Source organism: Pseudomonas sp. JE3303, assembly GCF_056312565.1.
Genome location: NZ_JBWGIF010000015.1, coordinates 188,573 through 201,212, shown reverse-complemented (window position 1 = coordinate 201,212; position 12,640 = coordinate 188,573). Strand labels below are relative to the sequence as shown.

Annotated in this window: 9 protein-coding genes; 7 read left to right on the top strand and 2 right to left on the bottom strand. The window is 63.1% G+C overall.

Annotated features, from left to right (window positions below):
* The first annotated feature begins 23 nt into the window (after positions 1–23).
* The 6 genes from hisS (at position 24) to AC0ZZU_RS21295 (ending at position 6,745) form a co-directional block, all read left to right on the top strand.
* Positions 24–1,313, top strand: a complete 1,290-nt coding sequence (gene hisS / locus AC0ZZU_RS21320; protein WP_158459644.1) for a histidine--tRNA ligase — start codon at positions 24–26, stop codon at positions 1,311–1,313.
* A 31-nt stretch (positions 1,314–1,344) separates the two neighbouring features.
* A complete protein-coding gene (locus AC0ZZU_RS21315; RefSeq protein WP_476343267.1) occupies positions 1,345–1,983 on the top strand; it encodes a tetratricopeptide repeat protein in 639 nt (212 codons plus the stop codon).
* A gap of 1 nt (position 1,984) precedes the next feature.
* Positions 1,985–3,127 carry an outer membrane protein assembly factor BamB gene (gene bamB / locus AC0ZZU_RS21310; RefSeq protein WP_476343266.1) on the top strand — a complete coding sequence of 381 codons (1,143 nt, stop codon included), beginning with the start codon at positions 1,985–1,987 and terminating at the stop codon, positions 3,125–3,127.
* Between the two features lie 114 nt (positions 3,128–3,241).
* Positions 3,242–4,705, top strand: a complete 1,464-nt coding sequence (der, locus tag AC0ZZU_RS21305) for a ribosome biogenesis GTPase Der (RefSeq protein ID WP_476343265.1) — start codon at positions 3,242–3,244, stop codon at positions 4,703–4,705.
* A gap of 112 nt (positions 4,706–4,817) precedes the next feature.
* Positions 4,818–5,966 carry a pyridoxal phosphate-dependent aminotransferase gene (locus AC0ZZU_RS21300; protein ID WP_476343264.1) on the top strand — a complete coding sequence of 383 codons (1,149 nt, stop codon included), beginning with the start codon at positions 4,818–4,820 and terminating at the stop codon, positions 5,964–5,966.
* The gene (locus AC0ZZU_RS21295) at positions 5,954–6,745 is read left to right on the top strand and encodes an amidohydrolase (protein WP_476343263.1); all 792 of its coding nucleotides are present in this window, start codon (positions 5,954–5,956) and stop codon (positions 6,743–6,745) included. The genes AC0ZZU_RS21300 and AC0ZZU_RS21295 overlap by 13 nt, the downstream gene beginning before the upstream one ends.
* A gap of 38 nt (positions 6,746–6,783) precedes the next feature.
* On the opposite strand, the gene AC0ZZU_RS21290 is transcribed toward AC0ZZU_RS21295, so the two are convergent.
* Together AC0ZZU_RS21290 and AC0ZZU_RS21285 are read right to left on the bottom strand one after the other, a co-directional pair.
* Positions 6,784–9,339 carry a PepSY domain-containing protein gene (locus AC0ZZU_RS21290; protein ID WP_476343289.1) on the bottom strand — a complete coding sequence of 852 codons (2,556 nt, stop codon included), beginning with the start codon at positions 9,337–9,339 and terminating at the stop codon, positions 6,784–6,786.
* Positions 9,340–9,444: 105 nt separating this feature from the next.
* Positions 9,445–11,739, bottom strand: a complete 2,295-nt coding sequence (locus AC0ZZU_RS21285) for a TonB-dependent receptor (protein ID WP_476343288.1) — start codon at positions 11,737–11,739, stop codon at positions 9,445–9,447.
* A gap of 220 nt (positions 11,740–11,959) precedes the next feature.
* Between AC0ZZU_RS21285 and AC0ZZU_RS21280 the strand changes: the two genes are divergently transcribed.
* Entirely contained in the window at positions 11,960–12,640 is a 681-nt protein-coding gene (locus AC0ZZU_RS21280) for a Fe2+-dependent dioxygenase (RefSeq protein WP_476343262.1), read from the top strand.

The following is a 12,640-nucleotide window of genomic DNA, read 5'->3' as shown; positions in this document are numbered from 1 at the left end:
ATACAGAATCGTAAGGATCTTCCGTGAGCAAACCGCTGCAAGCCATTCGTGGCATGAACGACATCCTGCCCGAGCAGACCCCGCTGTGGCGCTATTTCGAAAGCACCGTCGCCGGTTTGCTGGATACCTACGGCTATCGTCAGATCCGCATGCCGATCGTCGAGTTCACCGAGCTGTTCAAGCGCTCAATCGGTGAAGTCACCGATATCGTCGAAAAAGAGATGTACACCTTCAACGACCGCAACGGTGACTCGCTGACCCTGCGTCCCGAAGGCACCGCAGCGTGCGTGCGCGCAGTGCTGGAGCACGGCATCAGTGGCGGCGGCCAGGTGCAGAAGCTGTGGTACATCGGCCAGATGTTCCGCCACGAGCGCCCGCAGAAGGGTCGCTACCGCCAGTTCAACCAGATCGGCGTCGAAGTGTTCAACCTCGATGGGCCGGACATCGATGCCGAACTGATCGTGCTGACCTGGCGCCTGTGGGGCCTGCTGGGCCTGCGTGACGCAGTCAAGCTCGAGCTCAACAGCCTGGGCACCAGCGAAGCCCGTGCCCGTTACCGTGACGCGCTGGTCGAGTTTCTCTCGGCGCGCCTCGAGCAACTGGACGAAGACAGCCAGCGCCGTCTCAAGAGCAACCCCCTGCGCATCCTCGACAGCAAGGACGCCAATACCCAGGCCGTGCTGGTCGGCGCACCGAAGCTCGAAGACTACCTCGACGAAGAGTCGCGGCTGCACTTCGAAGGCCTCAAGGCTCGACTGAACGCCGCCGGTATCCCGTTCGTGATCAACACCAAGCTGGTGCGTGGCCTGGACTACTACAGCAAGACCGTATTCGAGTGGGTCACTGACAAGCTTGGCTCCCAGGGCACGGTCTGCGCCGGTGGCCGCTACGATGGCCTGGTCGAGCAGATGGGCGGCAAGCCGACCCCTGGCGTGGGCTTCGCCATGGGCATCGAGCGTCTGATCCTGCTGCTCGAAACCCTCGAGCTGGTGCCTGAGTCCATCAACCGCCAGATCGACGTCTACCTGTGCGCCGTTGGCGAGCAGACCGAGCTTGCCGGCTTGATCCTGGGCGAGCGCCTGCGTGATCGTCTGCCGGGGCTGCGCCTGCAGATCAACGCCGGGGGCGGCAGCTTCAAGAGCCAGTTCAAGAAGGCCGACAAGAGCGGCGCGCTGTTCGCGCTGATTCTCGGGGACGACGAACTGGCGCAACAAGTGGTAGGTTTCAAGCCCCTGCGTGGCCAGGGCGAACAACAGAACATTGCCTGGGATGCTCTTGCCGAGCATCTGCAAACCGCTCTCGCCCAGGCGTGAAGCGGCCGAATTGCTGAAAAGGAGTATTGGGGTGTCGAGTACCGATGAAGAGCTGGTCGCGGTCAAGGACTGGTGGGAACGCAATGGCAAGCCACTGCTGACCGGCGCTCTGCTGGCCGCCGTGGTGGTCCTGGGTTGGCAGGGCTGGCAGAAATACCAGAACAACCAGTCGCAGGGCGCTTCCAGCCTGTATCAGGCCCTGCTTGAAACCAGCCTGACGCCGAGCGGGCAGCCAGACGCAGGCAAGGTCGCCGAACTGTCCGGCAAGCTCAAGAGCGAATACGGTGGTACCGCCTATGCCCAGTACGCCAGCCTGTTCGTGGCCAAGGTCGCGGTCGACAGCGGCAAGCTGGACGACGCTGCCGCCGAGCTCAAGAGCGTGATGGACAAGCCGGCCGATACCACTCTGGACGAGATTTCTCGCCAGCGCCTGGCACGTGTGCTGGCCGCGCAGGACAAGGTCGACGAAGCCCTGAAACTGCTCGCTGGCGATACCGACAAGGCCTTCCTGGCCAGCCGCGAAGAGCTCAAAGGCGACCTGCTGGTGCAGCTGGGCCGTACTGACGAAGCTCTGGGCGCTTACGAAAAAGCCAAGGCCGCGCTGTCTGATGACGCTGCGGTCGGTGGCCTGCAGCTGAAGCTGGATGACCTGGCCAAAGGGGATGCCTGACGTGATCGGTTGGAAACATGCAGCAGTGCTGGCCCTGGCCATTTTGGCCGCGGGTTGCAGCAGCAACAGCAAGAAGGAACTTCCCCCGGCCGAGCTGACCAAGTTCACCGAAGAAGTGGTGCTCAAGAAGCTCTGGAGCCGTTCGATCGGTGATGGTCAGGGCGATACCTTCAACATGCTCGTCCCGGCGATCGAGAACGACCGCATCTACGCTGCCGATGTAACTGGCGTGGTGATGTCGCTGGACCGCAACACCGGTGACGTGGCCTGGAAGAAAGACCTTGAGCTGCCGGTATCCGGCGCCGTGGGCGTTGGTTACGGCATGGTGATGCTCGGTACCATCAAGGGGGATGTAATTGCCCTGGATGCGAGCACCGGTGAGGAGCGCTGGCGCTCGAAGGTGACCAGCGAAGTACTCGCGCCGCCTGCAACCAACGGTGATGTTGTCGTGGTGCAGACCCAGGACGATCGCGTGATCGGCCTGGATGCCGCCACTGGCGACCGCCGCTGGATCTACGAGAGCACCCCGGCCGTGCTGACCCTGCGTGGCACCGGTGCGCCGATTGTCACCAACCGCCTGGCGGTTGCGGGCCTGTCCACCGGCAAGGTGGTTGCCCTGGACACCCAGAACGGCGTGCCGGTCTGGGAGGCGCGTGTCGCCGTTCCGCAGGGCCGCTCGGAGCTCGAGCGTGTGGTCGACATCGATGGCGGCCTGCTGCTGTCCGGTGGCGTGCTGTATGTATCGAGCTATCAGGGCCGCGTCGCCGGCCTGGACCTGGAAAGCGGCCGTGTACTCTGGCAGCGTGACGCGTCCAGCTACACCGGTGTCGCCCAGGGTTTCGGCAACGTCTACGTGAGCCTGGCTTCAGGCACGGTAGAGAGCGTCGACGAGCGTTCGTCCAGCGCGTTGTGGAGCAACGATCAACTGGCCCGTCGCCAGCTGTCGGCGCCGGAAGTGTTCTCCAGCTACGTGGCGGTGGGTGACCTGGAAGGCTACCTGCACCTGCTGAGCCAGGTCGATGGCCGTTTCGTCGGCCGTGAGCGTATCGACAGCGATGGCCTGCGCGCCCGGCCCCTGGTGGTCGGCGACACCATCTATGTCTTTGGCAACAGCGGCAAGCTCGAGGCACTGACCGCCCGCTGAAGCTATGCTTGAGGCCTGCGGGCCTTGAGCAGCGGCACTTCGGTGCCGCCCAAACTCCGGCCGCTGCCCTGCAGCGGCTTTTGTATTTTTCGAATTCAAGCAGTGGAGAGCCGAATGGTTCCCGTAATCGCCCTGGTGGGCCGGCCGAACGTCGGTAAATCCACCATGTTCAACCGCCTGACCAAGACCCGCGATGCCATCGTCGGTGACTTGTCGGGCCTGACCCGTGACCGCCAGTATGGCGAAGCCAAATGGCAGGGCCGCAGCTACATCCTGATCGACACCGGCGGTATTACCGGTGACGAGGCGGGCATGGACGAGAAGATGGCCGAGCAGTCGTTGATGGCCATCGAGGAAGCCGACTACGTGCTGTTCCTGGTCGATGCCCGCGCCGGCATGACCGCCGCCGACCAGATGATCGCCGAGCACCTGCGCAAGCGGAACAAGCAGTCATTCCTGGTCGCCAACAAGATTGACCACATCGACCCCGACACCGCGCGCGCCGAGTTCTCGCCGATGGGCATGGGCAACGCGATTCCGGTCGCAGGCGCCCAGGGCCGTGGCATCAACACCTTGCTCGAGACCGTGCTGGGCGACGTGCCGCGCGACAAGGAAGAGGACGCGCTGGACGAAGACGTCGCCGAAGGCCAGGAAGCGGTGCGCATCCCTGGTCCGAGCGAGAAGGATGGCATCAAGATCGCCATCATCGGTCGTCCGAACGTGGGCAAGTCGACCCTGGTCAACCGCATGCTCGGCGAAGAGCGCGTGGTGGTGTACGACGAGCCGGGCACGACACGCGACAGTATCTATATCCCGTTCCAGCGCGATGACGAGAAGTACACCCTGATCGACACCGCTGGTGTGCGCAAACGCGGCAAGATCCACGAGGAAGTCGAGAAGTTCTCGGTGGTCAAGACGCTGCAGGCCATCAAGGACGCCAACGTGGTGATCTTTGTCATGGACGCCCGCGAAGGCGTGGTCGACCATGACCTGAACCTGCTCGGCTTTGCCCTCGAAGCCGGCCGCGCCATCGTCATCGCCCTGAACAAGTGGGATGGCATGCAGCCCGGCGAGCGCGACTACGTGAAGACCGAGCTGCAACGCCGGCTGTTCTTCGTCGACTTCGCCGACATCCACTTCATTTCCGCGCTGCACGGCACTGGCGTCGGCAACCTGTACAAGTCGGTACAGGCGTCGTTCATGTCAGCGGTCACCCGCTGGCCGACCAACCGTCTGACGCAGATTCTCGAAGATGCGGTCAGCGAACACCAGCCGCCGATGGTCAATGGCCGCCGCATCAAGCTGCGCTATGCACACCTTGGTGGTGCGAACCCGCCGATCATCGTGATCCACGGCAACCAGGTCGAGAAAGTACCGCGCTCTTACTCGCGCTACCTGGAAAACACCTACCGCCGCGTGCTCAAGCTGGTCGGTACGCCGATCCGTATCGAGTACAAAGGCAGCGACAACCCTTACGAGGGTAACAAGAACCAGCTCACCGACCGCCAGGTCAACAAGAAGCGCCGGTTGATGTCGCACCACAAGAAGGCCGAGAAGAAGCGCAAAGACAAGCGCTGATCCCGGAACCCTGCCTGAACAGATCCGGCCCGATCTGTTCAGGCAGGGTGTTTCAACCTGGTCTTTCAATCCGCTATGCTCGGGCATCGTCCCGAGTCGGAAAGAGGGCTCCATGATCACCAGCAAGTTGCCGAACGTCGGCACCACCATCTTCACGACCATGTCCCAGCTTGCCGCGCAAACCGGCGCGCTGAACCTCTCCCAGGGGTTTCCCGACTTCAATGGCCCACAGCCCCTGCTCGAGGCAGTAGCCAGGCATGTGCTCGCTGGGCATAACCAGTATTCGCCTTCGACCGGTCTGCCAGCTTTACGCCAGCAGGTTGCGGCGAAGATCGCCCGCAGTTACGGCGTAGCGGTGGATGCCGATAGCGAAGTCACGATCACTCCAGGCGCCACCGAGGCGATCTTCTGTGCGATCCAGGCAGTGATTCACCCCGGTGACGAGGTCATCGTCTTCGACCCCTGCTACGACAGCTATGAGCCGTCGGTCGAGCTGGCAGGTGGGCGTTGCGTGCATGTGCAACTGAGCGACGGCGATTTCAGCATCGACTGGCAGCGCCTTGCCGATGCCATCAGCCCACGCACGCGGATGATCGTCCTCAATTCACCGCACAACCCCAGCGGCGCCTTGATCACTCGCGACGACCTGGACAAGCTGGCGTTGCTGATCGCCGAGCGGGACATCCATGTTCTCAGCGACGAGGTCTACGAGCACCTGGTGTTCGACGGGGCAGAGCACGCCAGTGTGCTGGCCCATGAGGCGTTGTATTCCAAGGCCTTCGTGGTGAGCTCGTTCGGCAAGACCTATCACGTCACGGGCTGGAAGACGGGATACGTGGTCGCGCCTGCGGCCTTGAGCGCGGAGCTGCGCAAGGTCCACCAGTATGTGAATTTCTGCGGAGTGACCCCGCTGCAGTGCGCCCTGGCCGATTTCATGGCTGGCCACCCTGAGCATGTCGAGCAGCTTCCGGCCTTCTACCAGGCCAAGCGCGACCTGTTCTGCGACCTGCTGCAGGCATCGCGCTTGCGCTTCACCCGCACCGCCGGCACCTATTTCCAGCTGGTCGACTATTCGCAGATACGGCCCGACCTCAACGACGTCGACATGGCCCTGTGGCTGACCCGCGAACACGGCGTGGCGACGATACCTGTGTCGGTGTTCTACCAGCGGCCAATCCCCGAGCAGCGCCTGGTGCGCCTGTGCTTTGCCAAACGTGAGGAGACGCTGCGCCAGGCAGCGGAAAGACTATGCGCGATCTGAGTGCACTGCCCAACCTGAAAATCGCCCTGGTGCAGACCAGTCTGGCCTGGCAGGACCCACTGGCCAACTACGCGCGTTTCGAGGTGCTGCTGGAACAGGTCGGCGATGTCGACCTGGTGATCCTGCCCGAAATGTTCACCACCGGTTTCTCCATGGAATCGGAAAAGCTCGCCGAGCCTGAGAACGGCCCCACCTGCAAGTGGCTCAAGACCCAGGCCAGCAAGCTCGATGCGGTGGTCACCGGCAGCGTGATCATCCAGGCCGCCGATGGCAGCCATCGAAACCGTCTGCTCTGGGCACGGCCCGATGGGGAGATACTGCACTACGACAAGCGCCACCTGTTCCGCATGGCTGGCGAGCACAAGCACTACACCCCCGGCGAGCGCCAGGTGCAATTTGAACTCAAGGGTTGGCGTATCCGCCCGCTGATCTGCTACGACCTGCGTTTTCCGGTGTGGAGCCGTGACCCCCAGGATACCGATCTGCTGCTGTACACCGCCAATTGGCCCGCGGCCCGGCGCCTGCACTGGAACCGCCTGCTGCCCGCGAGAGGCATCGAGAACCTGTGTTATGTGGCGGCGGTGAACCGGGTGGGAACGGACGGCAAGGGCTTTGCCTATTCAGGAGACAGCCAGGTGCTGGATTTCCAGGGTGAGACCGTGCTGAGCGCAGGGGAGGCGGATGGCGTGTTTACCGCAGTGCTGAGCGCGGCAGACCTTGCGGCCTACCGCACACGTTTCCCGGCGAACCTGGATGCCGATACGTTCGATCTGCATTGAGCCCCTGAGGTCGCCGCTGCCAGGGTGCGGCGGCGGCCTCAATACACGTCCCGCCGGTAGCGGCCGTCCTCGATCAGCTGCTGCACTGCCTCGCCACCCAGCACCTCGTTCAGCACCGCATCGACTCCCGATGCCATGCCTTGCTGGCTGCCACAGATATACACGCAGGCGCCGTCGTTTATCCATTGGCGCAGTTGATCCGCCTGCTCGCGCAGCACATCCTGCACATACACCTTCTGCGCCTGATCCCGGGAAAACGCCAGGTCCAGCCGCACGAGATCGCCGCTCTCAAGCCAGGCGGACAATTCCTTGCCACACAGCATGTCGTGCGCCCGGTTACGCTCGCCATACAGCAACCAGTTGCGCTGGTCACCGGCAACGATCCGAGCCTTGAGCAGGCTGCGCAGGCCGGCGAGGCCGGTGCCGTTTCCGATCAGCACCATCGGCACCGATGCCGGCGGCAGGTGGAAGGCGCTGTTGCGGCGCAGGCGCAGATTGACCCCGCCATCGAGTGGCAGGTATTCGGTCAGCCAGCCCGAGCCCAGTCCCAGGCTGCCGTCTGGAAGCCGCTCCTGGCGCACGATCAGCTCCAGCACGCCATCGCTGGCGATGGAGGCAATGGAATATTCACGGGGCCCGATCGGTGCCAACGAATCCACCAGCGCCTGAGCGTGCACGCCGACCAGGTGTTCGCGGCCGGTGGGCAGGTTGCGGCTGGCCAGTGCCTGGGACAGGGTTTCAGTCAGGCCGGCGAGCTGCACGGGACTGGTCGGATCAAGCCCCAGGCCCGCGAGGAAGGCTATGACCCGTTGCTGGCCATTGCGAGGCATGATTTCGACGAGGTCGCCTGCCTCCCAGCTCGCCGGCTGGCCAGGCCGCAGCCCCAGCAGGTACACCGGTGCGCCCTGGCTTCCAGGGTTGAGCAGTGCGCGCTGGTGCAGGCTCCAGTTGCCATAGCTCGGCGGCTGCCAGGCGGCGACAGGCTGGGTACCAGTCAGTTGCGCCAGTTCCTGCTGCCAAAGTTGCAGGGCAGCGGGGTCGGCGCTGTCGACCTCGACCGGGCTGAAGGCGCTGTTTGCGCCGCGCTCCGCCAACCAGGCCTGGAGGCGCCGTGCGAATCCGCAGAAATGCGGATACTGGCGATCTCCCAGGGCGAGCACTGCGTAGTGAAGGTTGTCTAGTACCCAAGGCTGACCTAACACCTTGCGCTCGAAGCCACGGGCACTGTCCGGCGCTTCGCCGTCGCCGAAGGTACTGATGACGAACAGCGCGCGTTGCGCCTGGCGCAGGTCATGTTCACCCAGCTCCGCAAGCGGCCTTACCTGCACCGGCATGCCTGCGGCCTGCAATTGCCCGGCGCTCTGCCAGGCCAGTTGTTCGGCAAATCCGCTCTGGCTGGCATACCCGATCAGCCAGCTGTCGCCTTGGGGGGCAGGGCCGGATACCGTGCCACGGGCAGCCCGTACCTGGCGCTTCTTGCGGCGACGGTCGAGATAGAGCAGCCAGCCGGTGACAAAGAACAGCGGCATGCTCAGGCTTGCCAGGGTCACGATGATGCGCCCGGTCAGGCCGAAGTAGCTGCCGGTGTGCAGGGCATACACGCTGGCCAGCAACTGGGCCTTGAACGACTTGTCGTTGTACTTTTCATGACGCTTCACCGCGCCATTGGCGGGGTCGAGGGTCAGCGTATTGAAGGCGCGTTCGTGGTCGGCATTCTCCATCAGGTAGAAGAGCGTCGCCGGCTGGCCACCCGCGGGCGGAAGGCGCAGGTTGTAGGTCGCAAGGCCGGGACCTGCAGCGTTGCGCAGGCTGGTCCAGATGGCGTCGTAGTCGACCAACAGCGGTGGGGCGTTCTTGTCTGCCTGGGGCGGGCCATGGCGGCCGCGGCCTTCGCCACGCTTTTGCTGCTCACCGGCAGGAGGTACATCGGCCAGCAAGCGATTGAGGCCTTCGCGATACCATTCGTACGACCAGAACAGCCCGGTCAGCGCGAACAGGAGGTAGAACAGCAGGCACCAGGTGCCGAACACCGCGTGGAGATCCCAATTGAATGCCCGGCCTTTCTTGGCCCAATCGAACGTCAGCCACACCCGCCAGTTCAGTGGCTTGCGCGGCCAGCGCAGGTAAAGCCCCGACAGGCAGAAGAAGATCAGCATCAAGGTGCAGGCGCCGGTGATCTGCCGGCCAGTGTCGCCAATGGCCAGAAAACGGTGCAGCTGCAGCATGAAATTGAAGAAGCCCTGGCCTGTGGCATCGGCCTTGAGTTCCCCGGTGTAGGGGTCGGCATAGCGCAACTGGCCACGGCGCTCACCCGGTGGCGGCGTGAAGAAGATGCGTGCGGAATTGCCGTCGCGGGTATCGACCCACAGCATCGAGACCTTGTCGCCCTGCGCGGCCTCGACCCGACGCACCAGCTCGGCGGGCGGCAGGACGCTTTCCTGGCGGACTTCGACCTTGAGCACATCGGCGTTGAACAGGCGCAGCAGTTCTTCCTGGAACGAATAGACCGCGCCGGTAATACCCATCAACGCCAGTACCAGGCCTGCGGTAATGCCAAAGAACCAGTGCAACTGAAACAGCGACTTCTTCACCACATCGATCACCTTGTCTTGCCGCCACGACGGGCGCGGGATGCATTATGCCTTGATACACGAAGGCCCCGCCCACGGGCGTGGGCGGGGCCTGCTGATCAGCGGTCCTTAGAAGTGAACGCTGGTGGTCAGCAACGCAGTGCGCCCGGCGGCCTGGTTGGCGAAGTGGGTCGAGAAGGCCTTGTCGTAGTAGACCTCGTTGGTCAGGTTCTGCACGTTCAGCTGCAGATCGACGTTCTTGGTCAACTTGTAGGCTGCCATGGCGTCGTAGCGCACATAGCTGTCGACCATGGTGGTGTTGGCCACGCTGCCGAACACGTCATCCACATAGAACGCGCCGCCGCCGATGGTCAACCTTGGCGTCAGGCTGTAGGTGGTCCAGAGGCTGGCGCTGTTGTTCGGGGTGTTGGGCAGCTGGTTGCCATCGTTGGCCGCGCCCAGCGGGCCGCCGTCGATCTGACGGGCCTGCATGTAGGTGTAGCCAGCGAATACTTGCCATTGGTCAGTAAGCTTGCCGCTGGCCGACAGCTCGATGCCCTGGACGCGGGTCTTGCCGACGTTCTCGTAGGTAGTGGTATCGACCTGGACGCGGGCGTTTTCCTTCTCGGTGCGGAACAGTGCCGCGGTCAGCGACAGGCGCTGGTCGAGCAGGTCCCACTTGGTGCCGACTTCGTAGTTGGTGGTTTCCTCGGGCTCCATGTCGCTCTGGAGCAGGTTACCGGCACGGTCGGTGCTGCCTGGCAGAGGGTTGGTTTCCGTACCTTCTCCAAGCATCGTCCCTGGCGGGGTCGCGGACGTAGCGTACGACACATACACGCTGCCGTTGTCGGTCGGCTTCCAGACCAGGCCCAGCTGGCCGGTGAAGAAGTCGCTGGTGTCCTCGCCCTTGGCGGTGGTGGTGCCAGCGGCGTTGTAGGTCTTGTAGTCGGTATCGAAGTGATCGTAGCGCAGGCCCATGTTCAGCAGCCACTCTGGCGACAGCTCCAGCGTGTCGAACACGTAGATCGCGCGGGTCTTGCTCTTGGTAGTGGTGCCGGCGTAGTTGCGCGCGATGCTGCCGTTCCACGGATCATCCGGGTTCGGGTTGCTCAGCGAGGTGCAGTTGTAGCCGCTGGATGCGATCATCCCCGGCGTGCAGTTGGTGGTGCTGGCAGCTGTGGCCGGCGTGGTATCGGTGTTTACGGTATACGACGAACGCTCGCTTTCCTCGCGGCTCAGCTCGATGCCGGTGGAGAAGCTGTTCTTGAAGCCCGCCACGTAGAAATCACCGAACAGGTCGGTCTGGTTGGTGGTGGTGGCAGTGTTGCCCACGCGGCTGTTGGCCCGGCGCCAGACGCTGCCGTTGTTGACGTTGGCCTTGCTGTCGTCGGGCTGGGTGAGAATGTAGTCCTGCATGCTGTTGCCGTGGCGCAGGGTGTTCTTGATGGTCAGCGCATCGGTCAGGTCGTGCTCGACGGCAAAGGTCGCGATGTCCACGCGGCTCTTGCGGAAATCGCGGCCGGTGAGGCCATAGAAGTTGTCGCTGTCGCCGCCGTCATAGGGCTTGCTTGGGTGGGCCGAGGTACGGTTGCCGGTGCCACCGGTGGGTACGGTGTAGGGGATGCCCGAATCCGGCAGGTCGTCGCTTTCCAGGTGGTAGTAGTCCAGGTTGACCCGTGTCGGAGTGCCAAGGCCGAAGGCGAGCGACGGGGCAATCCCCCAGCGGTCGTAGTCGACCTTGTCGCGGCCGGCCACGTTGCTTTCATGGCTCATCAGGTTGAGGCGCCCGGCCACGCTGTCGCTGAACTGGTAGTTGCCATCGAGGGTGTAGCGCTGCGTCTGGTCGCTGCCCCAGGTGTAACCCGCGTCGAACGAATTGCCAAGGTGCGCGCGCTTGCTCACCAGGTTGATCGTGCCGCCAGCCGCGCCGCGACCGCCGATGGCCGAGTTCGGGCCCTTGGCCACTTCGACCGATTCGACGGCGAAGATCTCGCGGGTCTGCGCGCCGGTGTCACGCACGCCATCGAGATAGGTGTCGCTTTGCGCGTCGAAACCGCGGATGAACGGACGATCGCCCTGTGGATTGCCGCCTTCACCAGCACCAAAGGTAATGCCTGGAACGGTGCGCAAGGCATCTTGCAGGCTCAGGGCGTTGGTGTCTTTGATCACCTGCTGCGGGATGACAGTTACCGAGCGCGGTGTATCCACCAGTGGCGCTGTGTACTTGGAGGACGATGCCTTCTCGACCTTGTAGTCGGTGCTGGCCTGCTCAGCTGTGCCGGTCACGCTTGTTGCGTCCAGGGCAATGGCGGCAGTGCTGGCAACAGGGTCCGCAGCGTAGACGGAGGTGGCACTGATCGCGACGCCGATGGCGGAAGCAAGCAGACGAGGGGAACTCACAGCAGAAGGCACGTAATGACGCAGCATGGTGAATGGGTCCTACCCGGTATTTTTAGGCTGCGAAATATAATGTAAAGAATTGTTAGTAACAATTGAGAATTGTTTTTATTCACACCGTCTTTACAAAATTTACACATTTTTTGTGAATGGATCTTCCCGCTGACACAACAGCTGTCATTTTTGACTTGTGGTGAACCAATGGGAATCAATACCATTGGCGCCCTTGCCCCTCAGGTACCGTCCCATGCTTCTCCACATTCCCGCGCTCTTCACTGCCGACGAAGTGGCACGCATACGCGTGGCCCTGGAGCAGGCCGACTGGGCGGATGGCAAGGTTACCGCCGGCTACCAGTCGGCCAAGGCCAAGCACAACCTGCAACTGCCTGAAGGGCACCCCCTGGCCAAGGAAATTGGTACCGCGCTGATCGAGCGCCTCTGGAGCAACCCACGGTTCATGTCGGCGGCGTTGCCGCACAAGGTCTTCCCGCCACTGGTCAACTGCTACCGCGAAGGCGGCAACTTCGGTTTTCACATCGACAACGCCTTGCGCCAACCGCGCGGCAGCCATGAGCGGGTTCGCACCGACCTGTCCTCGACCCTGTTCCTGAGCGAACCCGACAGCTATGACGGGGGCGAGCTGGTGATCCAGGACACTTACGGCGAGCAGCAGGTCAAGCTGCCCGCTGGCGACCTGGTGCTGTACCCCGGCATCAGTCTGCACAAGGTCAACCCGGTCACCCGCGGGGCGCGCTATGCGGCGTTTTTCTGGACCCAGAGCCTGGTGCGAGAGGACAGCCAGCGGGCCTTGCTGTTCGAGATGGACAACGCTATTCAGCAACTGACCGCCGATGTACCCGATCATCCGGCGTTGATTCAGCTCACCGGGACGTATCACAATCTCTTGCGCCGCTGGGTCGAGGTCTGA

What these genes read in the sequence shown, in the direction of transcription:
- der (WP_476343265.1), top strand. Translation starts at nt 3,242, where the DNA reads ATGGTTCCCGTAATCGCCCTGGTGGGCCGGCCGAACGTCGGTAAATCC.
- AC0ZZU_RS21300 (WP_476343264.1), top strand. Translation starts at nt 4,818, where the DNA reads ATGATCACCAGCAAGTTGCCGAACGTCGGCACCACCATCTTCACGACC.
- AC0ZZU_RS21295 (WP_476343263.1), top strand. Translation starts at nt 5,954, where the DNA reads ATGCGCGATCTGAGTGCACTGCCCAACCTGAAAATCGCCCTGGTGCAG.
- AC0ZZU_RS21280 (WP_476343262.1), top strand. Translation starts at nt 11,960, where the DNA reads ATGCTTCTCCACATTCCCGCGCTCTTCACTGCCGACGAAGTGGCACGC.